Consider the following 22,492-nt stretch of genomic DNA (forward strand, 5'->3'; position numbering starts at 1 on the left):
GATGACCGACAAAAGCAACGACCCCATTGCCATGTGGCAGAAGATGGTTGGCGAGATGGAGAAGGGGTTCAACTCCTTCGCCAATCAGGCCATGTCGTCGCCCGAGTTTTCGCAAGCCGTGAACCGAGCCGGCGGCGTTGCTGCAGGTGCTCAGAAGCAGCTCGGCGACCTCATGGAGAAATATCTGGTTTCCATGAATCTGCCGAGCCGGGACCAGGTCACCGGCCTTGCGGAACGGCTACAGTCCATCGAAGGACAGATCGGTGAGATCAAGTCGATGCTGAGCCAGATGGCGGCAAGTTCCGGCATTTCTCAGGGCTCCGATACTGCATTGCGCCCGCCGCGCACCAAGCGCCCGCCGTCTGAAGGCGGAGAGAAGACATGAATGCACCCGCCGGATTAGACTTCGCAGGGATCCCGGAGCGCATCCAGTCCGAGGTGCAACGCGCCATCCAGCGAAGCATCAAGGGCGTCGAATATTTCTCGACGTCCGGCCCCACGCTCGGCTCGACGCCGAAGGACGTGCTGCATTCACGCGGCACGATGAGCCTCTATCACTATCGACCGATGTCCGACGAGATCTATCGAATTCCGATCTTGATCGTGATGGCGACCACCAATCGCGGTTACATTCTCGACCTCGTGCCCGGCCAGAGTTTCATCGAGTTCCTGTTGAAGCGCGGCTACGACGTCTACATGCTCGACTGGAGCGCGCCACGGCCGGAGGAGAAGAGCCTCCGCATGGAGGACTATGTCCTCGACTTCATCCCGGACTGCATCCGCCGCGTGCAGCAGGATTCCGGCGAACAGGACGTCTCCGTCATCGGCTATTGCTTCGGCGGCGTGCTGTCGCTGCTCTACGGCTCGATCCACAAGGACGGGCCGATGAAGAATTTGATCTGCTTCACCACGCCGATCGACTTTCGCGAGATGAAGCTGTTCTCGAACTTCTCCGACCGTCGCTATTTCGACGTCGATCGCCTCGTCGACAGCGTCGGCAACGTGCCGCCCGAGATGATCCTGTCGTCGTTCGAGATGCTGCGCCCGGCCTCCCGCACCGTCAGCCAGATCCAGCTCTGGGAAAACATCTGGAACGACGAGTTCGTCAAATCCTACCGGATGTTCGACCGCTGGGCGACCGACACGCTGCCGCTGGCCGGCGAATATTTCCGCACCATCACCAAGGACCTGATGTGGGACAACAAGCTGTTCAACGACACCATGTCGGTCGGCGGCCGTGCTGCGAAGCTCGAGGACATCAAGGCGCCGTTCCTGCATGCGGTCGCCGAGCATGACCACATCGTGCCTTATGAGGCTGCAAAGCACCTGATCGCCAAGATCGGATCGGCGGACAAGGAGGAGGTGATGCTGAAGGGCGGTCACGTCTCGCTCGTCGCCGGCGCCAATGCGGTGAAGCGGCTATGGCCGAAACTGGATTCCTGGCTGGGGAAGAGATCGACATGAGTGAGCAGCGTTCCTATCCGCGCCATGTGAAGACGGACGCGGGCGATATCGAGATCCGCCTGATGTCCCCGGCGGACGAAGCCGCGGTGCTCGCCTTCGGCAAGGGCCTGCCGACCCACGACCTGTTGTTCCTGCCGCGCAACATCAGTGAGCCGAAAGTGCTCTCCGCCTGGGTCAAGGAGATCGCGCGCGGCGCGATCACGAGCCTGCTCGCGGTCAGGGACGGCACGGTGGTCGGCTGCGGCACGCTGGTGCGCGATCCGCACTCCTGGTCGCCTCATGTCGGCGAGATCCGGATGGTGGTTTCGCTCGACGTGCGCGGGAAGGGGGTAGGAAGGACGCTGTCGCAGGAGACCTTCGCCCTCGCGCTCGGGGCCGGCCTCGAGAAGCTCTCGGTCCAAATGACGGTCGATCAGCAGGCGGCGATCACGCTGTTCGAGAGCCTCGGCTTCAAGGCCGAGGCACTGCTGCGCGACCATGTTCGCGACGTCGACGGCAAGACCCACGATATCGTCGTGCTCGGGCACAACATCGCGCAGGTCCAGGCCCAGATGGAGGCCTATGGGCTGCCTGGCGCCGTCCAGCATTGAGAACCGCTGGACGGATGTTCGGGAACCCGGATGGTCGGGGAGGCGCCAGTTGCCTATGGCTATTCACGGTTTCGTGATATCGCACTGCAATATGGATATTGCATCGCACAATTAACTATGGCATATAAGCCGTGCCCCGGGCCAAACCGGACGGGGTGAGCCCATAGCTCAACCAATGAGGATGGAGAGACCCCAATGACCACCGAAACCAACACCGCTTTCGCAGGCTTCAAGGACGCGTTCAAGAACATCCAGAACCTGGAAGTTCCCGAGGCCGCCCGCGAGTTCGTCAAGAAGTCCGCCAACACTGCCAAGGACCGTGCTGCCGAGGTGTTCGCTGGCTCCGAGCGCGTGACCGCCGCCGTCGAAAACGCGGTGACCGAGTCCGTCACCGAAGCCGGCAAGATCAGCCGCAACATCCAGCAGGCGATCTACGAGGACGCCGAGGCATTCTTCGCGGGCATCGACAAGCTCGCGTCCGCCAAGTCGTTCAGCGAAGCTGTCGAGATCCAGTCCGGCCTGCTCCGCGCCCGCGGCGAAGCGTTCGTCTCGCGCGCCAAGGCGACCACCGACTATTTCGGCAAGCTCGCCGCTAACGGTGCGAAGTCCGCTCAGGACAATTTTGCCAAGGTCTACAACAAGACCGCCTGATACGGCCCCCTGAGTAAAAACTGAATTTGAGGCCCGCTTCGGCGGGCCTTTTGTTATTCCGCCGTAGCTGTCATTGCGAGCGAAGCGAAGCAATCCAGTCTGCCTCCTTGGAAAGACTCTGGATTGCTTCGCTTCGTTCGCAATGACGGATAGGGTGATGCTGTGATGACTCCATCAGGCGCCTTCTCTTTCGACACTCCCGGCGACGCCGAACGCGCAGCCGAATTGCGCCGCGTGAAAGCGCTGGCGACGCTGGTGTTGGGCTCGACGCTTGTCCTGTTCGTCGTCGCGAAATGGCTGCTGCCCGTGCATCCCGTGTTCGGATTCATCGCTGCCTTCGCGGAAGCCGCGACCATCGGCGGGCTCGCCGATTGGTATGCGGTGGTGGCGCTGTTCAAGCGTCCACTCGGCCTGCCGATCCCGCACACCGCGATCATCCAGAGCAACCAGGCCCGTATCGCCGACAAGCTCGGCGAATTCATCCAGGTGCATTTCCTCGAGGCTGCTCCCGTCGAGGCCAAGCTGAAGGAGATCGATTTCGGCTCCTTCGTCGCCGACTGGCTGCGCGATCGCAAGCGCAGCGATGACCTCGCGCGCTTTGCGCTGCGCCTGCTGCCGGAGGCTGTCTCCGCGACCGAGAGCTCCGGTCTGATGACCTTCATCATCCGCCGCATGTCCTCGCAGCTCCAGGCCGTCGATCTGGCGCCGCTCGCGGCCGGCACGTTGCGCGGCTTCGTCGCGGAAGGGCGGCACCAGATCCTGTTCGACGATCTTCTGCGCGTGATGCACGAGACGCTGAACCAGACCGAGACGATGGCGATCATCCGCGAGAAGGTGCGCGCGGAATTGCCGACCTTGCTCAGGCTCTATCGCGCCGACAAGTTTCTGGTGAACAAGATCGTGGCCTCCGCCACCGCGTTCTTCAATGAAGTGCGCAGCGATCCCAAACATCCTTTTCGCGGCGAGTTCGATCGCATGGTGCTGAGCTTCGTCGACCGGCTCGGCACCGACCAGGCCTATATCGACCGCATCGACGGCTTGAAGCGCGATCTGCTCGCGCGTCCCGAGCTTGCCGATCTCGCCCGCACCGTCTGGGCCAATACGCGGTCCTTCATCCAACGTAGTGCAAGCGGCGAGACGCAGGTGCTGCAGCATCATCTCGCGGGCATGTGTGTCGCGGCGGGCGAAGCGCTTGCGGGCGATGCCGAGCTGCGCGGCGAGATCAACAAGGGGCTGGTCGCGGTGCTGCGCAGTTTCGTCGCGGACCAGAAGAGCGGCGTCTCGACCTTCATCTCCGACCAGGTCAAATCGTGGGATATGGCGCAGCTGATTTCGCTGATCGAAATCAACATTGGCCGCGACCTGCAATACATCCGCTTCAACGGCTCGCTGATCGGCGGGCTGGCGGGTCTTGCGCTTTACTCCGTAGAATTCCTGCTTCGATTGTTGTGACTTTTGCGTCACGGACGTCAGCATTAACGCGCGGGCCTATTGTGGCCCGGGGTGTCTCCCGCTTGAATGTCGGGAACCCGCTGCCTAGCTGATTCATGTTGCGTTGCGGAACGATCAAGAAGCCGGCGTGTTGGAATCCCATACCCATTTGCCGGCAAACAACCGGTGGCCTTTTCAGCAATTTTCCCAAGGGGACCATTGATGACCGCTACTGCCCAGACGCTGAGCCCGCCGTCTCGCACCCTGATGTTCCTGGAAGGGCGAGCGATCCACGAGTTCGGCGCCTTCCTCGGCGCGCTGCCGCTGCTCAGCCTCGCGCCGCGCGGCGATGGGCATCCGGTGCTGGTTCTGCCGGGCCTCGTGGCCTCCGACGGGTCCACGCGTGCACTGCGCACCTTTCTGTCCGGCAAGGGCTATGCGGTGAGCGGCTGGCGCCAAGGCCGCAACTATGGCCTGCGCGAGGGCGTGCAGCACGCGATGGTGGATCTGGTTCAGGAGCTCAGCGACAGGCACGGCCGCAAGATCAGCCTGGTCGGCTGGAGCCTCGGCGGTCTCTATGCGCGCCAGCTCGCCAAGATGATGCCCGACCGCGTACGTCAGGTGATCACGCTCGGCAGCCCCTTTGCCGGCGATCCGCATTCGACGAATGCCTGGCGCGTCTATGAATGGGCGAGCGGGCGGAAGTCCAATGAGGTCGATCCGCAGTTCGGCGGCGATCTCGCCGTTCCGCCGCCGGTGCCGACCACGGCGATCTTCAGCCGCACCGACGGCGTCTGCGCTTGGCAGGGCTGCATGGAGAAGACGGGCGCGCAGACCGAGAGCATCGAGATCGAGAGCAGCCATTGCGGCATGGGCCATCATCCCGCCGCTGTCTTCGCGGTGGCTGATCGCCTTGCGCAGAAGGAAGGCAGCTGGCGGCCCTTCGACCGCAGCGGCTGGCGCAGCGTGGTCTATCCCGATCCGCATCGGTAATTCTTTGCCTCCGTAAGACGGGGCAAGGGAGAAGAGCGTCGCACCCGTCCATTGTCGTGCCCGCACCAAACGCGCTATGCCTCGCGCATGGCGCATCCGTTGTCCCGCATCATCGATCAGCTCAAGCGCGAGCCGTCGCGCACCGGCTCTATCGTCATCACGGTATTCGGTGATGCCATCGTGCCGCGTGGCGGTTCGGTATGGCTCGGCACGCTGCTGGAATTCTTCGAGACCCTGGACATCGACAGCGGCGTGGTGCGTACCGCGATGTCGCGGCTTGCTGCCGATGGCTGGCTGACGCGCGAAAAGGTCGGCCGCAATAGTTTTTACCGCTTGGCCGACAAGGGCCGCCAGATCTTCGAGGCCGCGACACGCCATATCTACGATCCGCCGCCATCCGACTGGACCGGGCGCTTCGAGCTGCTTCTGATCGGCAATGGCGAGGATCGCGATGCCTCGCGCGAGGCGCTCCGCAACGCCGGCTTCGGTAGCCCGCTGCCGGGCGTGTGGGTCGCCCCGTCAGGCGTGCCAGTGCCCGGCGAGGCCGCGGGCGCCATCCGTCTGGAGGTCTCGGCCGAGGATGACAGTGGTCGCCGGCTGCTCAGTGCGAGCTGGCCGCTGGAGCGCACCGCGGACGCCTATCTCAAGTTCATGAAGACGTTCGAGCCGCTGCGCGCCGCGATCGCGCGCGGCAGCGACTTGTCCGAGGCCGACGCCTTCACGGCGCGCATCCTCCTGATCCACCATTATCGCCGAGTCGTGCTGCGCGATCCGCTGCTGCCCGAAAGCCTGCTTCCGGCGAACTGGCCAGGCAAGGCCGCCCGTGCGTTGTGCGGCGACATCTATCGCGCGCTGCTTGTCCCATCGGAACAATGGCTTGATGGTCATGGGACCAATGAAAAGAGGCCATTGCCGCCGGCGCGGAAACTCCTGGAGAGGAGATTCGAGACTTGATTGTTATGTTACAGAAATATCTTGCGTGATCTGATTCTTGTTATATATTGCCCCTCGATAAAATGGGAGGATGCGCATGTATACCCAGGCGCTGAACACGGCCGAGACCGATGATCGCGGCCTCGAGGATGCGGCCAACGCTGCGCAGTTCCAGACGCGCATCGATGCCGAGGAGCGCATCGAGCCGAACGACTGGATGCCGGCGGCTTATCGCAAGACGCTGACCCGCCAGATCTCCCAGCACGCTCATTCCGAAATCGTCGGCATGCTGCCCGAAGGCAACTGGATCACGCGAGCGCCGTCCTTGCGCCGCAAGGCCGCGCTGCTCGCCAAGGTGCAGGACGAGTGCGGCCACGGGCTTTACCTCTATGCCGCGGCCGAGACGCTCGGCACTTCGCGCGAAGAGCTGGTCGACGCCATGCTCGCGGGCAAGGCAAAATATTCCTCGATCTTCAATTATCCGACGCTGACCTGGGCCGACATCGGCACCATCGGCTGGCTGGTCGACGGCGCCGCGATCATGAACCAGATCCCGCTGTGCCGCTGCTCCTACGGTCCCTATGCCCGCGCGATGATCCGCGTCTGCAAGGAGGAGTCGTTCCACCAGCGCCAGGGCTACGAGATCATGCTGACGCTGTGCCGTGGCTCGGACGAGCAGAAGGCGATGGCGCAGGATGCCTTGAATAGGTGGTGGTGGCCGGTGCTGATGATGTTTGGCCCGCCCGATGCCACCAGCCAGCACAGCGACACCTCGACGAAGTGGAAGATCAAGCGCTTCTCCAATGACGAGCTGCGGCAGAAGTTCGTCGACGCCACCGTGCCGCAGGCGCAATATCTCGGCCTGACCATTCCCGATCCCGGCATGATTCAGGACGCCGACGGGCACTGGCGCTACAGCGAGATCGACTGGACCGAGTTCAAGCAGGTGCTCGCCGGCAACGGCCCATGCAACCGGGATCGCATCGCGGCACGCCGCAAGGCGCACGATGAGGGCGCCTGGGTGCGCGAGGCGGCAGCTAGCTATGCCGCAAAGCGCACGCAGCGTCGAACTGCACAAGCGGCAGAGTAGGGAGATCGCGATGGCCACGCCGAACACGCCGCTGTGGGAAGTCTTCATTCGCAGCCGCAACGGGCTCGCGCACAAGCATGTCGGCTCGCTGCATGCGAGCGACGCCACGATGGCTTTGCAAGCCGCCCGCGATATCTACACGCGTCGCGGTGAGGGCCTTTCGATCTGGGTGGTGCCGTCGACGGCGATCACCGCAAGCGATCCCGCCGAGAAGGGCATGATGTTCGAGCCGGCGGAATCAAAGATCTACCGCCACCCGACGTTTTACGAGGTGCCTGAGGAAGTAGGACACATGTGATGGCGAACATCGAGGTCTCCGAAACACCGCTGGTGCTCTACGCATTACGCCGCGCCGACGACGCGCTGATCCTCGGCCACCGCCTGTCGGAATGGTGCGGGCATGCGCCGATGATGGAAGAGGACATGGCGCTCTCCAACATCGCGCTCGACCTTATCGGCCAGGCCCGGGAGCTCTACACCTACGCAGCCAAAGCCGAAGGCAAGGACAACGACGAAGACAAGCTCGCCTACCTTCGCGATGTCAGGCAGTATCGCAATCTGCTGCTCCTCGAGCAGCCGAACGGCGACTTTGGCCAGACGCTGGTGCGGCAGTTCTTCTATTCCGCCTTCGCCGATCTCTACTGGCGCGCCATGATGACCTCGCGCGATACGACGCTCGCTGCGATTGCCGCGAAGTCGGAGAAGGAGAGCGCCTATCACTTGCGGCATTCCTCGGAGTGGATGATCCGGCTCGGCGACGGCACCGACGAGAGCCATGCCCGCGCGCAGGCTGCGATCGATCATCTCTGGGCTTTCACCGGCGAGATGTTTGCCGTCGACGACGGCGAGCACGCCTTGATCCATGCCGGTATCGCCGTAGACCCAGGCACCTTGCGGGGTCGTTGGCTGACGACACTTTCGGATGTGATCGGCGAAGCAACGCTCAAGCTGCCGCAGAACGACTGGATGCAGCAGGGCGGCCGCGTGGGCCGGCACAGCGAGCATCTCGGCCATCTCCTCTCAGAGCTGCAATCGATACAGCGTACCTTCCCGGGGCAGACATGGTGACGGTGCTGGAGCCCCATAGCGACCTGCGCCGACGGGCCTGGGATGCCGCGGCGAGCGTGGTCGATCCCGAAATCCCGGTTTTGACCATCGCCGATCTCGGCGTGCTCCGTGATGTCGTCCTCGACGGCGATCAGGTCGAGGTCGCGATCACCCCGACCTATTCGGGCTGTCCGGCCATGAACATGATCGCGCTGGAAATCGAGGTCGCGCTGGAGCGCGCCGGTTTCCGCAGTCCAAAGGTCCGCACCGTGCTGTCGCCGGCCTGGACCACCGACTGGATGAGCGAAGAGGGCCGCCGGAAGCTTCATGCCTACGGCATCGCACCGCCGCAGGCCTCGAATTCACGCCGCGCGCTGTTCGGCGAGCAAGCCGTTGTGTGCCCGCAATGCGGCTCGGCGAATACCGAGCTGCTGTCCGAATTCGGCTCCACCTCCTGCAAGGCACTCTGGCGCTGCAGGGCGTGCCGCGAACCCTTCGATTATTTCAAGTGTCATTGACTATGTCAGCAGTCGCACCACGCTTTCATCGCCTGGCCGTCAACGACCTCCGCCGCGAGGCGTCGGACGCCATATCGCTGACATTCGCCATCCCGACGGAGCTTGCGACCGACTACGCTTTCACGCCCGGCCAATACCTCACACTCCGCACCATGCTGGATGGCGAGGAAGTGCGCCGCTCCTATTCGATCTGCTCCGGCCCCGACGACGGCGAGATACGGATCGCCGTCAAGAAGGTTGATGGAGGCGCGTTTTCGAGCTGGGCAGCGGACGATTTGAAGTGTGGCGACGCGCTGGACGTGATGACGCCCACGGGACGCTTCGGCGTGATCCCGCCGGCCGGCGGCGGCCGCATCCATGTCGGCTTTGCCGCTGGGTCCGGCATCACGCCGATCCTGTCGATCGTCAAGGGCGTCCTCGCGCGCGAAGCCGACAGCCGCTTCTTCCTGTTCTACGGCAATCGCACGACCGACAACATCATGTTCCTCGAGGCGCTCGAAGAGCTCAAGGATCGCTTCATCGACCGCCTCTCGATCTTCCACGTCATCTCGGGCGAGGAACAGGACATTCCGATCCTGCACGGCCGGCTCGACGGCGACAAGGTGAGGGTGGTGCTGCGCTCGCTGGTACCGGCGGAAAGCGTCGATCACGTCTTCATCTGCGGTCCGTCCGGCATGAGCGAGGACATCGAAGCGACCTGTCGCGATCTCGGCATCGCGGAGGAGCGTATCCATGTCGAGCGGTTTGTCTCGAAGTTCGGTGGCAAGCCGCGGCCGAAGAAGATCGTTGCGCCGGACGCGCCGCCGAAAGCGATCGCGTCGCTGATCATCGACGGCAAGCGCCGCGACGTGCCGGTGGCAGAGGACGAGGCGATCCTCGATGCCGCGCTACGCGCCGGTGTCGATCTGCCCTTCGCCTGTAAGGGCGGCATGTGCTCGACCTGCCGTGCCAAACTGGTGGAGGGCGAGGCGCCGATGGACATCAACTACTCGCTGGAACCCTGGGAGCTGAAGGCCGGCTTTGTCCTGACCTGTCAGGCCAAGCCATCGTCGGAGCGGGTCGTGGTCGACTACGACCACGTTTGACAGTTTTAGCCAGGCAGCAGAACATCGTGTCCAAACAATCGGACGGGAGAAGCGCGTGAACGTCAAAGCCGCCTTGTCGCCCGAGGATATTGCCCGCGCCTGCGCCGATGCGATGTGGGCGGAGGACGATGCCTCCAAAGGACTCGGCATGGAGATCGTCGAGATCGGCCCGGGGTTCGCGACGCTGGCGATGAATGTGCGGCCGGATATGGTCAACGGTCAGCGCATCGTCCATGGCGGCTTCATCTTCACGCTGGCCGATTCCGCCTTCGCTTTCGCGTGCAACTCGCACAACGACCGCGTCGTGGCGGCGCAGGGACAGATCACCTTCATCAAGCCGGGCAAGCTCGGCGATCGCCTCGTCGCAAAGGCCCGCGAGGTTACGCGCGGCGGCCGCTCCGGCATCTATGACGTGCGCGTCTCCGCCGGCGATACAGTCATCGCCGAATTTCGCGGGCATTCGCGGGCGATTCGCGGAAATTGGCTGCCGGCGCAGGATCAATAAAGAAAAGCAATGATACGGGGAAACGAGGATGGCTCTGACGAGGCTCAAGGAAGGTGGCAACACCTATAAGGCCGAGCTGGATGCGCACGAGCGTGCATCGCGCGACGAGATCATGGCGCTGCAGGTGCAGCGGCTGGCTTGGTCGCTGAAGCACGCCTACGACAACGTGGCGCACTATCGCAAGGCTTTCGACGCGGCCGGCGTGCGCCCGTCCGACTTTCGCGAACTCTCGGATCTTGCGAAATTTCCGTTCACCGTAAAAACGGACCTGCGCGACAACTATCCCTTCAACATGTTTGCCGTGCCCCGTGAGAAACTGGTGCGCGTGCATGCGTCCTCCGGCACGACGGGCAAGCCGATCGTGGTGGGCTATACGCAACGCGACATCGACACCTGGTCGGACGTGATGGCACGCTCGATCCGCGCCGCGGGCGGCCGCACCGGCATGATCATCCACAATGCTTATGGCTACGGTCTTTTCACGGGCGGGCTTGGCGTGCACTACGGCGCCGAAAAACTCGGCTGCACTGTGGTGCCGATCTCCGGGGGCATGACCGAGCGGCAGGTGCAGCTCATCAACGATTTTCGGCCCGACATCATTACGGTGACGCCGAGCTATATGCTGGCGATCCTTGACGAGTTCAAGCGTCAGAAGCTCGATCCGCGCCAATGCTCGCTCAAGGTCGGCATCTTCGGCGCGGAGCCGTGGACCAATGCGATGCGCGGCGAGATCGAAGATGCCTTCGACATGGACGCGACCGACATCTACGGTCTCTCCGAGGTGATCGGCCCCGGCGTCGCGCAGGAATGCATCGAGACCAAGGACGGCCTGCATATCTGGGAGGATCATTTCTATCCCGAAGTGATCGATCCCGACACCGGTGCGGTGCTGCCCGACGGGGAGAAGGGCGAACTGGTGTTTACATCGCTCACCAAGGAAGCCTTTCCGGTGATCCGCTATCGCACCCGCGACCTGACGCGGCTTCTGCCGGGCACGGAGCGGCCCGGCATGCGGCGGATGGAGAAGGTCACGGGGCGCTCGGACGACATGATCATCCTGCGCGGCGTCAACCTGTTCCCGACCCAGATCGAGGAGGTTCTGCTCGCCACCGACTGGTGCGGCGGGCATTTCATTCTGGAATTGACTCGGGAAGGACGCATGGACGAGTTGACCATCATTGCCGAGGCGCGGCCGGAGAGTTGGGATGGCCGTGGTCTCCTCGACCATGCCGATCGGATCTCAACCCATATCAAGAACACGATCGGGATCAGCTCCAACGTGCGGGTGGTTGCGCCTGCGACGCTGGAACGCTCGCTCGGCAAGGCGAAGCGGCTCTACGACAAGCGGCCGAAGGATTAAGTTGACGGGATTGACTTGACGGATTGACTTGACTGCCCTCAGAGGCGACAAGGCCCGCGAGAAATCGCGGATCTTTTCCATGTCATCAGCCAATCCCAAAGCCGTCGAGGCGCGCTGCGTCCGCGTCCATGCCAAGGCCGAGAACGCCGCTGGGATTGCACCTCGCGTCGAGCCTCATACGCTCGCGCGCGGTCCGAACGATCTCCTGATCGAGGTCAAGGCCGCCGCCGTCAATCCGTCCGACGTCAAGGCCGCGACGGGGCTAATGCCCTATGCCATCTTCCCGCGCACGCCGGGGCGCGATTACGCCGGCGTGGTGATCGACGGGCCGGCCGGTACGATGGGCCGCGAGGTGTTCGGCTCCTCCGGCGATCTCGGCATCCGCCGCGACGGCACTCACGCCAGCCATCTCGTCGTTGAATCCGACGCGGTGGTGGAGAAGCCGAAGACCGTGTCTTGGGAGGAGGCCGCCGGCATCGGCGTGCCCTTTGTCACCGCCATGGAGGGTTTTCGCCGCGCCGGCATTCCAAAGCCCGGGGAAACGGTGCTGGTGTTCGGCGCCAACGGCAAGGTTGGTCAAGCGGCGGTGCAGATCGCGACCTGGCAGGGCGCGCGTGTCATCGGCGTGGTGCGCAAGGCGGAACCTTATGAGGGCCACACCAACGCATCCATCGAGGTGATCGACGCTTCCGCGACCGACGTCGCCACACGCGTGCGCGAGTTGACCGATGGCAAAGGCGCCGACATCGTCTTCAACACGGTCGGCGATCCCTATTTCCAGGCGGCGCACAAGTCGCTCGCGCTTCGCGGCCGCCAGATCCTGATCGCCGCCATCGACCGCATCGTGCAGTTCAACATTCTCGAATTCTACCGCGGGCAACACACCTATGTCGGCATCGACACGCTCGGCCTGTCGTCGATCGCGACAGGCGCTGTGCTGCGTGACCTCGGCCCGGGCTTCGCGAGCGGGCACCTGAAACCGTTTCCGATCAACGCGAACGCCGTCTATCCGCTCGAACGCGCGAAGGAGGCCTATGTCGCCGTTGCAGGCTCCTCGCGGGATCGCGTGATCCTGAAACCTTGATCATGGATTCGTCTCCCCAACTCATCATCCTCGCCGGCCTCGTCATCGGCCTGGTCTACGGCGCTGTCGGCCTGCTCAGCGGCTTCTGCCTGATGAGCAGCATGCGCGGCTGGTTGTCGGAGGGGGATGGGCGGTTGGTCCGAACCTATGCGCTGGCGATCGCGGTTGCGACCACAGCGAGCCAGTTCCTCGCCGGCACCGGCATGGTCAATCTCGGCAAGTCGATTTACCTGCAACAGTCCTTCTCGATGCCGGTGCTGTTTCTCGGCGGACTTCTGTTCGGATACGGCATGGTACTGTCCAACGGCTGCGGTTCGCGCGCGCTGGTGCTGCTCGGTCGTGGCAATCTCCGCTCCTTCGTCGTGGTGGTCGTGCTCGCCATCGCCGCGCAGATGACGCTCAAGGGCCTGATCGCGCCGGCGCGCATCGCCCTTGTCCAGGCCTCGCAAACCACGGTCAACGTGAATTCGCTGCCGTCATTGTTGGCCATGTTCGGTCCGGCTGAAGCGCTTTCGCGCGCAATGGCTGCTGCTGTCGTTGTCGTCACGCTGATCCTGTTTGCTTTCGCGCACCCAGCGTTCCGACGTTCGCCCGGCCAGATTGCAGCCGGTGTCGTCGTCGGTCTCCTCGTCGCCGGCGGCTGGTTCGTCACCGGCTATCTCGGCGCGGATGATTTCAACCCCGTCCCCGTGACCTCGCTTACCTTCGTCGCGCCGATCGCGGACAGCCTGCAATATGTCATGCTCTCGACGGGCCTGACGCTGAATTTCGGCATCGCGACGGTTGCAGGTGTCTTCGCCGGCAGTCTGGTCACCGCGCTTGCGACGGGCCGTTTCCATCTCGAAGGCTATTCCTCGCCACGCCATATGCTGCGATCGGCGGCTGGCGCCGCACTGATGGGCATCGGCGGCGTGATGGCGTTCGGCTGTTCGATCGGCCAAGGGCTCACCGGCGTGTCGACGCTCGCGCTCGGCTCATTCGTCGCCGTCGCCGGTATCCTGCTCGGCACGACGGCGGGATTGCGCGGGATGCTGCGCGTTCAGCCGTTCGCGGTAGCCTGACCACGCACCAGGCGATCGCCGAGCGTCGCGAGACCGATGCCGGTGATGATCAGCGCGGCCGCTATCACCAGACTCATGTCGATCGGCTCGCCCAGCAGGATCGCGGCGCTGGCGATGCCGACGAGCGGCGTTGCGGTGGTGCCGAGCGAGGTCGTCAGGGCCGAGATGCTCTTATTCACCATCGACATCGCCCAATAGGCGAGCACCGTCCCGATCAGCCCGGAATACAGGAACAGCAAAACGAGTCTCCACGACCACTCCACATGCGGCAGGCCATCCGCGATGGTCGCGCTCACCGATAGCACGATGGTTGCCACGAGCACTTGCCAGATCAGAAGCTGGAGCGGCGAGGCAATCCAGCGATGGGCGCGGATATAGATAATGTTCGCGGCCCATGAGATCGCGGCCAGGATCACCATGCCGGCGCCGAGCACGACATTGGTGTTGGTCCAATCGATCGAGGCTGGGTTCAGGATGACGATCAGGCCGATCAGGCCCAGCAGCGCGCCGGCGAGCTTCGGCGCCGTCAAAGTGTCCTTCCCGAGTAGCGGCGCGGCGATCGCGACCCAGAGTGGCGTGGTGTAGCCGAGCACAACGGCCTTGCTCGCGGGTAGGAAGCGCACACCGGCCGCAACCAGGACCGAGAACACGGTCATGTGCAGCAGTGCAACACTCAGGACCACCGGGATGTCGCGACGCTCCGGAATCATCAGATTGTTGCTGAGCCCGAGAATCACGAACAATCCAGCCAGCGCGATCCAACTCCGGATCGCTGAAGCCCACAGTGGTGGAAGGAATTGGACGAGTTGCTTCGTCACCGACCAGTTTATGCCCCAACCCAGCACGACGATGAGAAACAGGCCAACGGCTGCGCGGGGGGATAGGGAGTTCATTTCGGAGGTCCTTGAAGCAGTCCAATCCAGCGGATAGCATCTCGTCTGGCACCTGAAACAGTGCCAGATAGGAAAGGAATAGGGTGCCAGTTCCGGACAGCATGATCTCCGCCCTGATCGACCTGAACCGGGCCGACGACGAGGGGCTGGTGGCTCAACTGACGAGCCAGCTCCGAAGCTTGATCGCGACCGGGCGTCTCGTCAAAGGCCGCACGCTGCCGTCGAGCCGTGGGCTTGCGAGCGATCTCGGCGTCTCGCGCAACACCGTCAGCTATGCGTTCGAGCAGCTCGCCGCCGAGGGATATCTCGAAGCCTCGCACGGCCGCCGTCCGATGGTTGCGGTCGACGGCGGCGAGCGCGTCACAGAGGCTGGCGCCGTCGCATCTCGCATACGCCCTGGCAAGCCGCGGCTTTCGCCCTGGGCGTCGAGCCTCACGCAGACCGACTGGCCGATGTCTTATCAGGCGCGACTGAGACCCTTGCGTCCCGGACATGGCGATTTCAGGGAGTTTCCCAACGAGGTCTGGGCGCGCTGCCTGCGCCGCAGCGCTGTGCGCGCGGCGAGGCGCGAGCTCGGACCGGTCAATCGGCCGCGCCTGAGCGAGGCACTGGCGCATTATCTTGCGACCAGCAGGGGCGTGCGCGCGACGGCGGATCAGATCCTGATTCTGCCGAGCGCGCAGGCTGCGCTGACTTTGATCGCGGCCGCCGTCATCACCCCCGGCGACGATGTCTGGGTCGAGGATCCCGGCTATCCCGGCGCCGCGGCCGCCTTCCGCGCATCCGGTGCGCGCGTGATCGGGATGAGTTTGGACGAGCAGGGCATGCAGCGGATTCGTGGCTTGGCGGCCCCGACCTTGATCTTCATGACGCCGTCGCATCAGCACCCGACCGGTCGCCTGATGTCGCTCTCGCGCCGCACGGAGTTTCTTGGCCTGAGCAGGCCCGGCAAGACCTGGATCGTGGAGGACGATTACGACGGCGAATTCCACTATGATAGCCGGCCGGTGCCGGCCCTGCAGGGACTCGATGCCCACGGCCGCGTGTTCTATGTCGGCACGTTCTCCAAGGTCATGACCTCGGATATCCGGCTCGGCTACCTCGTCATACCGCGGGCCATGGTCGGTACTCTCGAGATCGTACAGCGGCACATCGGACTGATCGCCGCGAGCCACATCCAGGAGGCGCTGGCCGAGTTCATTGCCGACGGGCATTTCCTGGCGCATCTGCGCCGGGTGCGCAGGATCTATCACGCCCGCCGCGATCACCTCGTGGAGGGATTGGAGCGCCATTTGGGCGATGTGCTCTCTGCCGAAGTGTCCCCCGGTGGCATTCAGCTCGTCGCGCGTCTCAAGCGCGGTCGCGCTGATCAGGTGGCGGTCAAGCGGCTGGTCGAAGCGGGCGTTGAAACGCGTGCCCTGTCCGGCTTGGCACTGGGCAGGCCGCTCGACCACGGCCTGCTGCTCGGCTTCGCGGCCTGGCGCGAGAGCGAGATCACCGCGGCGGTGCGAACAATGGCGTCGTGCTTCTAGCGCAGTCGCGCTAATCCACGGCCTTGGTCACGATGCGGATTTCCGACGTCAGCGTCCGGTGCACCGGGCACTTGTCGGCGATCTCCATCAATTTCTTGCGCTGCTCGGGATCGAGCGCGCCGTCCATCGCGATGTCGCGCTCGATCTGGTCGAGCATGCCATCGCGCGTCTCGCATTCCGCGCAGTCTTTTGCATAGATCTTGGAATGCTTCAGTGAGACGGTGACACGATCGAGCGGCAGCGACTTGCGGTCGGCATAGAGGCGCATGGTCATCGAGGTACAGGCCCCGAGGCCAGCGAGCAGGAGATCGTAAGGACCAGGGCCGGCATCCTCGCCGCCGGCGGCGACCGGCTCGTCCGCGACGAGCTGATGCGGACCGACGGAGATGGTCTGGTTGAACTTGCTCTTGCGGGTCTCCTGCACCACGACCCGGCGCGGCGCCTCGGGGAGATCCATCGCCTTCGCAGGTTTGGCCGCGTCGATGTACCGGCTCGCCCAGGCCGCGATCACGTCGGCTGCATAGAGCGCGTCGGCCGGCTTGGTCAGGAGATGATCGGCATGGTCGAGCGAGACGAAGCTCTTGGGATGCCTGGCGGAGACGAAGAGCTTCGTCGCATTGTCGATACCGACGGTATCGTCGACCGGAGAATGCATCACCAACAGCGCCTTGTGCAGGCCGGCGACGTCTTTCATCAGCTCGTGCTCGGCGATGTCGTCGAGGAATTCGCGCTTGATCCGGAACGGGCGTCCCGCAAGCGAGACTTCGACCTCACCTTGCGTGCGAATGTCGCCGAGATGCTCTTTGAAAAGGCCGGTGACGTGGGCGGGATCGGATGGTGCCGCAATGGTCACAACCGCCTTGGCTTCCGGGATTCGTCCTGCTGCCGCAAGGATCGCGGCGCCGCCGAGGCTGTGACCGATCAGAATCGACGGCGCCTTGCGGACGCTACGCAGATGATCGGCGGCGCGCACGAGATCGGCAACGTTGGAGGAAAACGTCGAATTGGCAAAATCCCCCTCGCTGGAGCCGAGCCCGGTGAAGTCGAAGCGCAGCACCGCGATGCCCATGGCGGCCAGCGCGACCGAGATGCGTTTGGCGGCCAGCGTGTCCTTGCCGCAGGTGAAGCAATGCGCGAACAGCGCGAAGGCCCCGGGCTCGCCGTCGGGTAGCTCCAGCGCGGCCGAAAGCTGATGGCCGCCTTCGCCGGTGAATTGAAAGCGCTCTGTCGGCATGGGTTTCCCCCGTTCCTTGCTGAACCTAGTCGCCCGAATAGCGTTGCTCTGCCCAGGGATCGCCGCGGTTATGGTAGCCACGGACTTCCCAGAAGCCCGGCGCGTCCTCGGTCAGGAATTCGATCGACTGAACCCATTTGGCGCTCTTCCAGAAATACAGATGCGGCACGACCAGCCGTACCGGGCCGCCATGTTCGGCCGACAATGGCTCACCGGACCAGCTATGGGCGAGCAATGCGTCCTCGGCGGCAAAGTCGTCCAGCGCGAGGTTGGTGGTGTAGCCATCATGGGAATGCAACACGACGAAGCGCGCGTCCGGGCGCGGCTGGCAGGCCGCGAGCAGCTCGCGCGTGGCGAGCCCCTCCCACTCATTGTCGTAGCGCGACCAGGTGGTGACGCAGTGGATGTCGGAGATGAACTGCGCCTGCTTCTGGGCGGCGAACTCGGCAAAGGTCCAGAACACGGGGTTCTCGATCGCGCCGTAGACGTCGAGCCGCCAGCGCTCGCGCGAAATCGGCGGTACGACTCCGAGATCGAGCACTGGCCAGTCCTTTGTCTGGTGCTGGCCGGGCGGCAGGCGCTGATCTTCCGGGCGCGTGATCTTGCCTGTCAAAAAGCGGCCCTCGCGCGCCCATTTTTCCTTGGTGCGCGTCAGCTTGCTGTCGGGCGGCTCGTTATCTTCGGCCATCGGCTACTCGTGGCGGTGCATCGCGGAGGCATGCTTGGTGTCGCGCATGGTAGATGCTCAGCGACAGGCAGATGATACCAGCGAGATAATAGTAGAACCACTCCTCATGCCCGATGGTCTTGAAATAGAGCGCGATCGCCGGCGCCGTGCCGCCGAACATCGAGACGGTGATCGCACAGGGCAGCCCGACGCAGAGGTTGCCGATCGAGCCGATGAAGATCGCCTTGATCCGCGCTGGGCGCTGGCGATATCAAAATGCTCAGAGGCCGGTTTGATTGCTTGCTCAGTCAAGTCCGGCCTCTCCGTATCACTGTTTGGAGAGGTCTACATCGCCTTTCCAAGCAAAAATGGCAACTGGCGGGGGCCTCTGACGGTTCCTTGGGACCAGGTCACCGTGCCTGCCGGATCGAGGGCGAAGTCCGGAATGCGCTTCAGCCATTCCTCCAGCGCAACCTGCATCTCCATGCGCGCAAGGTTCGAGCCGACGCAGCGGTGGATGCCGAGGCCGAAGGCGGCGTGGCGGTTCTCGCGGCGGTCAATCACGACCTTATCAGCATCCGGAAACATCTTCGGATCCCGGTTGGCGGCCGGGAAGGACAGCAGCACCATGTTGCCTGCCTTGACCGGGCAGCCTGACACCGTGGTCTCCTTGACCACTTCGCGCGCCATCGTCACCGGCGAATAGGCGCGCAGCAGCTCCTCCACCGCGGTCGGGATCAGCTCGGGCTCGGCAACCAGGCGCTCGCGGTCGGCGGGCGTCCGGGCAAGGTGCCAGAGCGAGGAGCCGATCGCGCTCCAGGTGGTGTCGATGCCGGCGATCAGGAGCAGGCGCAACGAGCCCAGCACATGCGAATCCTCGAGCGGATTGCCGTCCTTGTCCCTGGCATTCATCAGGTAGGAAATCAGATCGTCGGTTGGCTTGTTCTTGCGCGCTTCGATATGGGCGCTGAAATAGGCGCTCATCTCGTGCACCGCCTGGAGCAACGTGTTTTCGTCCTTAATGCCAAGTTCCAGGATCATGTGGATCCATCGGATGAAGAGATCGCTGTCCGTCTCGGGGATGCCGAGCATGTGTGCGATCGCGCGAACCGGAATGTGCTTGGTGTAGCGCTCTGCCGCGTCAAGTCGGCCTTCGGTGATGAAGCCGTCGATCAACTCGTTGCAGATCGCGCGCACCCGCGGCTCCAGCTTCTTCATCGCGTCCGGCGTGAACGGCGGCAGCAGCAATTGCTTGGCTGGCTTGTGCACCGGCGGATCGGACGTGATCGGCGGGGCGGAGTTTCTGCTGGTGATCTCCGGCCGAACGTCCCGGACGATGATGCGGCGCGAGGAGAAATGCTCGCTGTCGTTGGCGATCTCGCGCACTGCCTCATAGGTCGTCGGCATGTAACAGCCGAGGAAGCGTTCGGTATGCACGACCGGGCTTGCGGCGCGCAGCTCGTCCCAAATCGGGAAGGGATCTTCCGTCCATTGCGGATCGGTGTGGTCGAAATCATGGACCCAGTCGGTCACGGGCGGATGGGCGGTGGGCTGGCTGATGTCGGACATCTCGAAATCCCTCGAAATCCCTTGGGGGCTCGTGGTCGCGGGCAGAAGCGGGCGCGTTACTCCTCGATCACGTCGATCGCGATTTCCGGGCAATTGGACTTGGCGAGCCAGGCCTTGTCTTCGAGGCCGGGCGGGACCGTGCCGTCGCCGGCTTCGTGGGCGTTGCCGTATTCGTCCAGCTCGAACAGCTCCGGCGCCAGCGCCTTGCAGCGCGCGTGCCCCTGGCATTTGTCGGGATCAACGTGAACCCTCAGTCGCTCTGTCATGGCGGCTTCCTCGATCGTGTGCACTCCGGCCCGAAGACGGCGCGCGCTCCCATTTGAGTTTTTGTTCAAGTTATAGGCTATTACATTCGCGGCAGGCTTCCCCTGTCAAGCGCAAACTTATAGGCTCTGCGCAACATGCGTTCACAACTTGCCCGCAAGCCCGAGAATACCTACCACCACGGCGATCTCCGCGACGCCTTGATCAAGGCCGCGCTGCGCGAAGCCGAGCAGGGCGGGACGGAGGCGATCAGCATCAAGGCGCTGGCAAAGCAGCTGGGTGTTTCGCAGCCGGCGCCCTACCGGCATTTCGCCGATCGCGAGGCGCTGCTTGCGGCGGTGACGGCGGAGGCGTTCCGGCAGCTCAACGGGATATTGCGGGCGGCGATGGCAAAGCCGTCGAAGCGGTCGAAGCTGTCGCTGCTGGCGCAGGCGACGCTGGATTTCGGCTTACGCCGCAATGGCATCTACCGCTTGATGTTCGCCTCGCGCACGGTGTCGTGTGCGGCGAAAGGCAGCGAGCTGCACGAAGCGACCCGCGAAACCTTTGCGCTCGTGGTCGACGCATTGGAAGCCCCGGCCGTTGATTATCTGCGCGAGCGGCAGGCGCTCAAGATCTGGGCGGCGGTGCACGGCGTGGTGATGCTGGCTGAGCAGGGACTGTTCACCGGCGAGGCGGCCCATGCCACGCGCGAAGACCTGGTCGAGGATTTTGTCAGTGAAACCAAGGCCGCGCTTGCGGCGGCGATCAAAGGCGCGCGGCGCCGGAAACAGGCTGGCGCTTAAGCCCTCGCCGCCAACAGCTTCATCAGCTTCTCGACGGCGCTGTCGGGCGTGGTCACGACAGGGCGGCCGGTGGCTTCTGCCACGAGAGGCGCGGTTGCCGCGATGCTGAACTGCGCGAGCGCGACGACGTCGCAATCGCGCAAATCGCGTGCGGCTTCCACGATCAGCCGGTCATGCGTAGCGCGGTCGCCACGGTCGAGCGCGGCCAGCGCGCCTTCGGCGAGTTTCGGCACGATCTGGACGGAGGCCGGAAATTCCGGCGGCATCGAAGCCAGCGTCGGCGGGAAGGTCGAGAGCAGGCCGATCCGCCGCCCCATCGTCATCGCGCGCTCGATCATGGCTTCGTTCGGCTTGAGCACCGGCATCGGCGCATGTGCGCGCGCAACCGCCTCGATGCAGGAACCGAAGGCCGAGCAGGTGAACAGGATCGCGTCCGCGCCTGTCGCCGCGGCGTAGTGGCCGAGCGCAAGAAAGCGTTCGGTCATGGCATCATTGAGCTTGCCGTCACGCGCCAGATCCGACGACAGGCTGTCGTCGAGCAGGTTCATCAGCCGCGCTTCCGGCCACACCTTCGCGAACGCAGCTTCGATCGGGGCGATGGAATGCTTGAGGGCGTGGATCAGCGCGACGCGAGGAGACTTCGTCATTGAACGTTACCTGATGGAAGGTCGCGAGCCCCGGACGCAACGCGTCCGGGACACGCAAAACGTTTACTTGAACGGCACCGCGTACATCAAGCCGCCCTTGCTCCAGAGACCGTTGAGGCCGCGCTCGAGCTTGAGCGGGCTCGCCTTGCCGACATTGCGCTCGTAGATCTCGCCGTAATTGCCGGTGGCCTTGATGGCCGTGACCAGCCATTTGTTGTCGAGCCCGAGCCGCGAGCCGAGATCGCCGGAGGCACCGAGCAGGCGTTGGATCGCGGGCGTCTGCGACTTCGCCATCTCATCGACATTGCCTTGTGTGACGCCGAGCTCTTCGGCCTCGATCAAGCCGTAGTGCAGCCAGGTGATGATGTCGCTCCAGACCTCGTCGCCATTGCGGGTGAAGGGGCCGAGCGGCTCCTTGCTGATGGTCTGCGGCAGCACGACGTAGTCGGCCGCGTTCGGCGCCGCGGTCGTCACGGCGCCAGCAAGCGCGGAAGCGTCCTGGGTCATGGCATCGCAGCGGCCGCCGAAGAAGGTCTGGTACATGGTGTCGACGCGGTCGAACACCAACGGCTTCCAATCGATGCCGTTGGCGCGGCCGTAATCGCCGAGCGTGACCTCATGCGTGGTACCCTGCGCGACGCAGACGGTGGCGCCCTTGAGGTCCTTGATCTCCTTCACGCCGAGGTCTTTCTTCACGACAAAGCCCTGACCGTCGTAGAAGTTGATTGGACCTTGCCGCAGGCCCAGCGTGACACCGCGCAGATAGGTCTGCGTCGAGTTGCGGTAGAGCACGTCGATCTCGCCGGACTGGAGCGCGGTGAAGCGGTTCTGCGCGGTCAGCGAGACGTAACGCACCTTGCTGGCATCGCCGAGCACGCCGGCGGCGAGCGCGCGGCAATAATCGACGTCGAGACCCTTGTAGTTGCCTTGCGAATCCGGTGCGGAGAAGCCGGCGAAACCGGCGCTGACGCCGCATATCAGCGTGCCGCGGCTCTTCACCGTGTCGAGCGTTGCCGCCGACGCCACCACCGTCGACGCCGCGAGCACGCCGGCTATGATAACCACTTTCCTCATCATGCTTTTCTCCCC

General features: G+C 63.9%; 25 protein-coding genes and 1 pseudogene. 18 read left to right on the forward strand and 8 right to left on the reverse strand.

Translation table 11 applies throughout. The annotated features are described in order from the left end of the window. Window position 1 precedes the first annotated feature (1 nt). The 16 genes from IVB19_RS11170 to IVB19_RS11245 all read left to right on the forward strand — a co-directional run bounded on the left by IVB19_RS11170 (window position 2) and on the right by IVB19_RS11245 (window position 13,812). Complete coding sequence (locus IVB19_RS11170) at window positions 2–385, forward strand: hypothetical protein (RefSeq protein ID WP_018457027.1); 384 nt, start codon at window positions 2–4, stop codon at window positions 383–385. Beyond that, window positions 382–1,464 (forward strand): PHA/PHB synthase family protein, encoded by a 1,083-nt coding sequence (locus tag IVB19_RS11175; RefSeq protein ID WP_247821410.1) that lies wholly within the window; start codon window positions 382–384, stop codon window positions 1,462–1,464. The genes IVB19_RS11170 and IVB19_RS11175 overlap by 4 nt, the downstream gene beginning before the upstream one ends. Further along, a complete protein-coding gene (locus tag IVB19_RS11180; RefSeq protein WP_018457025.1) occupies window positions 1,461–2,054 on the forward strand; it encodes a GNAT family N-acetyltransferase in 594 nt (197 codons plus the stop codon). Before IVB19_RS11175 ends, IVB19_RS11180 begins: the two co-directional genes overlap by 4 nt. A gap of 195 nt (window positions 2,055–2,249) precedes the next feature. After that, window positions 2,250–2,705 (forward strand): phasin, encoded by a 456-nt coding sequence (locus IVB19_RS11185; protein WP_247488735.1) that lies wholly within the window; start codon window positions 2,250–2,252, stop codon window positions 2,703–2,705. Window positions 2,706–2,870: 165 nt separating this feature from the next. Then, complete coding sequence (locus tag IVB19_RS11190; protein ID WP_247488733.1) at window positions 2,871–4,157, forward strand: DUF445 domain-containing protein; 1,287 nt, start codon at window positions 2,871–2,873, stop codon at window positions 4,155–4,157. Window positions 4,158–4,358: 201 nt separating this feature from the next. Beyond that, window positions 4,359–5,129 (forward strand): esterase/lipase family protein, encoded by a 771-nt coding sequence (locus IVB19_RS11195; RefSeq protein ID WP_018457022.1) that lies wholly within the window; start codon window positions 4,359–4,361, stop codon window positions 5,127–5,129. Window positions 5,130–5,216: 87 nt separating this feature from the next. Then, complete coding sequence (gene paaX / locus IVB19_RS11200) at window positions 5,217–6,083, forward strand: phenylacetic acid degradation operon negative regulatory protein PaaX (protein WP_247488731.1); 867 nt, start codon at window positions 5,217–5,219, stop codon at window positions 6,081–6,083. A 76-nt stretch (window positions 6,084–6,159) separates the two neighbouring features. Continuing rightward, window positions 6,160–7,152, forward strand: a complete 993-nt coding sequence (paaA, locus tag IVB19_RS11205; RefSeq protein WP_085385947.1) for a 1,2-phenylacetyl-CoA epoxidase subunit PaaA — start codon at window positions 6,160–6,162, stop codon at window positions 7,150–7,152. A gap of 10 nt (window positions 7,153–7,162) precedes the next feature. After that, window positions 7,163–7,450, forward strand: a complete 288-nt coding sequence (gene paaB / locus IVB19_RS11210) for a 1,2-phenylacetyl-CoA epoxidase subunit PaaB (protein ID WP_008136594.1) — start codon at window positions 7,163–7,165, stop codon at window positions 7,448–7,450. After that, window positions 7,450–8,220: a 1,2-phenylacetyl-CoA epoxidase subunit PaaC gene (gene paaC, locus IVB19_RS11215; protein ID WP_247821411.1), complete on the forward strand. Its 771-nt coding sequence runs from the start codon at window positions 7,450–7,452 to the stop codon at window positions 8,218–8,220. The genes paaB and paaC overlap by 1 nt, the downstream gene beginning before the upstream one ends. Then, the gene (gene paaD / locus IVB19_RS11220; RefSeq protein ID WP_018457018.1) at window positions 8,214–8,717 is read left to right on the forward strand and encodes a 1,2-phenylacetyl-CoA epoxidase subunit PaaD; all 504 of its coding nucleotides are present in this window, start codon (window positions 8,214–8,216) and stop codon (window positions 8,715–8,717) included. The genes paaC and paaD overlap by 7 nt, the downstream gene beginning before the upstream one ends. Window positions 8,718–8,719: 2 nt before the next feature. Beyond that, complete coding sequence (gene paaE / locus IVB19_RS11225) at window positions 8,720–9,802, forward strand: 1,2-phenylacetyl-CoA epoxidase subunit PaaE (protein WP_247821412.1); 1,083 nt, start codon at window positions 8,720–8,722, stop codon at window positions 9,800–9,802. Between the two features lie 55 nt (window positions 9,803–9,857). Next, complete coding sequence (gene paaI / locus IVB19_RS11230; protein WP_247488727.1) at window positions 9,858–10,307, forward strand: hydroxyphenylacetyl-CoA thioesterase PaaI; 450 nt, start codon at window positions 9,858–9,860, stop codon at window positions 10,305–10,307. Between the two features lie 28 nt (window positions 10,308–10,335). Beyond that, entirely contained in the window at window positions 10,336–11,667 is a 1,332-nt protein-coding gene (gene paaK, locus IVB19_RS11235; RefSeq protein ID WP_247821413.1) for a phenylacetate--CoA ligase PaaK, read from the forward strand. Between the two features lie 79 nt (window positions 11,668–11,746). Then, window positions 11,747–12,751: a quinone oxidoreductase family protein gene (locus tag IVB19_RS11240; protein WP_247394622.1), complete on the forward strand. Its 1,005-nt coding sequence runs from the start codon at window positions 11,747–11,749 to the stop codon at window positions 12,749–12,751. Between the two features lie 2 nt (window positions 12,752–12,753). Beyond that, window positions 12,754–13,812 (forward strand): YeeE/YedE family protein, encoded by a 1,059-nt coding sequence (locus IVB19_RS11245; RefSeq protein ID WP_247394272.1) that lies wholly within the window; start codon window positions 12,754–12,756, stop codon window positions 13,810–13,812. Here IVB19_RS11245 and IVB19_RS11250 read toward each other — a convergent pair. Beyond that, entirely contained in the window at window positions 13,791–14,705 is a 915-nt protein-coding gene (locus IVB19_RS11250) for a DMT family transporter (protein WP_247488725.1), read from the reverse strand. The two genes, IVB19_RS11245 and IVB19_RS11250, sit on opposite strands and share 22 nt — an antisense overlap. Window positions 14,706–14,806: 101 nt before the next feature. Here IVB19_RS11250 and pdxR point away from each other — a divergent pair, with 101 nt between their 5' ends. Continuing rightward, the gene (gene pdxR / locus IVB19_RS11255) at window positions 14,807–16,237 is read left to right on the forward strand and encodes a MocR-like pyridoxine biosynthesis transcription factor PdxR (protein ID WP_247821677.1); all 1,431 of its coding nucleotides are present in this window, start codon (window positions 14,807–14,809) and stop codon (window positions 16,235–16,237) included. Between the two features lie 10 nt (window positions 16,238–16,247). Here the strand turns inward: pdxR and IVB19_RS11260 are convergent, their stop codons facing one another. The 5 genes and pseudogenes from IVB19_RS11260 to IVB19_RS11280 all read right to left on the reverse strand — a co-directional run bounded on the left by IVB19_RS11260 (window position 16,248) and on the right by IVB19_RS11280 (window position 19,973). Then, entirely contained in the window at window positions 16,248–17,471 is a 1,224-nt protein-coding gene (locus IVB19_RS11260) for a bifunctional alpha/beta hydrolase/OsmC family protein (RefSeq protein ID WP_247488723.1), read from the reverse strand. 25 nt (window positions 17,472–17,496) lie between these two features. Next, window positions 17,497–18,159, reverse strand: coding sequence for a sulfite oxidase-like oxidoreductase (locus tag IVB19_RS11265; protein ID WP_247488721.1), 663 nt, complete (start codon window positions 18,157–18,159; stop codon window positions 17,497–17,499). A gap of 3 nt (window positions 18,160–18,162) precedes the next feature. Then, a pseudogene (locus tag IVB19_RS11270) lies at window positions 18,163–18,355 on the reverse strand (alpha-ketoglutarate permease); the annotation flags it as partial. Between the two features lie 128 nt (window positions 18,356–18,483). Beyond that, entirely contained in the window at window positions 18,484–19,707 is a 1,224-nt protein-coding gene (locus IVB19_RS11275; protein WP_247394263.1) for a cytochrome P450, read from the reverse strand. 56 nt (window positions 19,708–19,763) lie between these two features. Continuing rightward, window positions 19,764–19,973, reverse strand: coding sequence for a ferredoxin (locus tag IVB19_RS11280; protein WP_007607931.1), 210 nt, complete (start codon window positions 19,971–19,973; stop codon window positions 19,764–19,766). 135 nt (window positions 19,974–20,108) lie between these two features. On the opposite strand from IVB19_RS11280, the gene IVB19_RS11285 reads away from it, so the two are divergent. Further along, a complete protein-coding gene (locus tag IVB19_RS11285; RefSeq protein WP_018457006.1) occupies window positions 20,109–20,756 on the forward strand; it encodes a TetR/AcrR family transcriptional regulator in 648 nt (215 codons plus the stop codon). On the opposite strand, the gene IVB19_RS11290 is transcribed toward IVB19_RS11285, so the two are convergent. Continuing rightward, window positions 20,753–21,403 carry an aspartate/glutamate racemase family protein gene (locus tag IVB19_RS11290; protein ID WP_247488717.1) on the reverse strand — a complete coding sequence of 217 codons (651 nt, stop codon included), beginning with the start codon at window positions 21,401–21,403 and terminating at the stop codon, window positions 20,753–20,755. The genes IVB19_RS11285 and IVB19_RS11290 overlap by 4 nt on opposite strands. Before the next feature lie 63 nt (window positions 21,404–21,466). After that, window positions 21,467–22,480 (reverse strand): amino acid ABC transporter substrate-binding protein, encoded by a 1,014-nt coding sequence (locus IVB19_RS11295; RefSeq protein WP_085352170.1) that lies wholly within the window; start codon window positions 22,478–22,480, stop codon window positions 21,467–21,469. Window positions 22,481–22,492 lie beyond the last annotated feature (12 nt).

The sequence above is a fragment of the Bradyrhizobium sp. 187 genome (assembly GCF_023101005.1).
In the GTDB taxonomy this organism is placed as follows: domain Bacteria; phylum Pseudomonadota; class Alphaproteobacteria; order Rhizobiales; family Xanthobacteraceae; genus Bradyrhizobium; species Bradyrhizobium canariense_D.

Bases quoted from the DNA above. Each gene is read 5' to 3' on its own strand.
- IVB19_RS11280 (WP_007607931.1), bottom strand. From the start codon at position 19,973: ATGACAGAGCGACTGAGGGTTCACGTTGATCCCGACAAATGCCAGGGG.
- IVB19_RS11240 (WP_247394622.1), top strand. From the start codon at position 11,747: ATGTCATCAGCCAATCCCAAAGCCGTCGAGGCGCGCTGCGTCCGCGTC.
- paaA (WP_085385947.1), top strand. From the start codon at position 6,160: ATGTATACCCAGGCGCTGAACACGGCCGAGACCGATGATCGCGGCCTC.
- IVB19_RS11180 (WP_018457025.1), top strand. From the start codon at position 1,461: ATGAGTGAGCAGCGTTCCTATCCGCGCCATGTGAAGACGGACGCGGGC.
- paaX (WP_247488731.1), top strand. From the start codon at position 5,217: ATGGCGCATCCGTTGTCCCGCATCATCGATCAGCTCAAGCGCGAGCCG.
- IVB19_RS11290 (WP_247488717.1), bottom strand. From the start codon at position 21,403: ATGACGAAGTCTCCTCGCGTCGCGCTGATCCACGCCCTCAAGCATTCC.
- paaC (WP_247821411.1), top strand. From the start codon at position 7,450: ATGGCGAACATCGAGGTCTCCGAAACACCGCTGGTGCTCTACGCATTA.
- IVB19_RS11195 (WP_018457022.1), top strand. From the start codon at position 4,359: ATGACCGCTACTGCCCAGACGCTGAGCCCGCCGTCTCGCACCCTGATG.
- IVB19_RS11185 (WP_247488735.1), top strand. From the start codon at position 2,250: ATGACCACCGAAACCAACACCGCTTTCGCAGGCTTCAAGGACGCGTTC.
- IVB19_RS11190 (WP_247488733.1), top strand. From the start codon at position 2,871: ATGACTCCATCAGGCGCCTTCTCTTTCGACACTCCCGGCGACGCCGAA.
- paaE (WP_247821412.1), top strand. From the start codon at position 8,720: ATGTCAGCAGTCGCACCACGCTTTCATCGCCTGGCCGTCAACGACCTC.
- IVB19_RS11175 (WP_247821410.1), top strand. From the start codon at position 382: ATGAATGCACCCGCCGGATTAGACTTCGCAGGGATCCCGGAGCGCATC.
- paaB (WP_008136594.1), top strand. From the start codon at position 7,163: ATGGCCACGCCGAACACGCCGCTGTGGGAAGTCTTCATTCGCAGCCGC.
- IVB19_RS11265 (WP_247488721.1), bottom strand. From the start codon at position 18,159: ATGGCCGAAGATAACGAGCCGCCCGACAGCAAGCTGACGCGCACCAAG.
- IVB19_RS11275 (WP_247394263.1), bottom strand. From the start codon at position 19,707: ATGTCCGACATCAGCCAGCCCACCGCCCATCCGCCCGTGACCGACTGG.
- IVB19_RS11245 (WP_247394272.1), top strand. From the start codon at position 12,754: ATGGATTCGTCTCCCCAACTCATCATCCTCGCCGGCCTCGTCATCGGC.
- IVB19_RS11170 (WP_018457027.1), top strand. From the start codon at position 2: ATGACCGACAAAAGCAACGACCCCATTGCCATGTGGCAGAAGATGGTT.
- paaD (WP_018457018.1), top strand. From the start codon at position 8,214: ATGGTGACGGTGCTGGAGCCCCATAGCGACCTGCGCCGACGGGCCTGG.
- pdxR (WP_247821677.1), top strand. From the start codon at position 14,807: ATGATCTCCGCCCTGATCGACCTGAACCGGGCCGACGACGAGGGGCTG.
- IVB19_RS11295 (WP_085352170.1), bottom strand. From the start codon at position 22,480: ATGATGAGGAAAGTGGTTATCATAGCCGGCGTGCTCGCGGCGTCGACG.
- paaK (WP_247821413.1), top strand. From the start codon at position 10,336: ATGGCTCTGACGAGGCTCAAGGAAGGTGGCAACACCTATAAGGCCGAG.
- IVB19_RS11250 (WP_247488725.1), bottom strand. From the start codon at position 14,705: ATGAACTCCCTATCCCCCCGCGCAGCCGTTGGCCTGTTTCTCATCGTC.
- IVB19_RS11285 (WP_018457006.1), top strand. From the start codon at position 20,109: ATGCGTTCACAACTTGCCCGCAAGCCCGAGAATACCTACCACCACGGC.
- IVB19_RS11260 (WP_247488723.1), bottom strand. From the start codon at position 17,471: ATGCCGACAGAGCGCTTTCAATTCACCGGCGAAGGCGGCCATCAGCTT.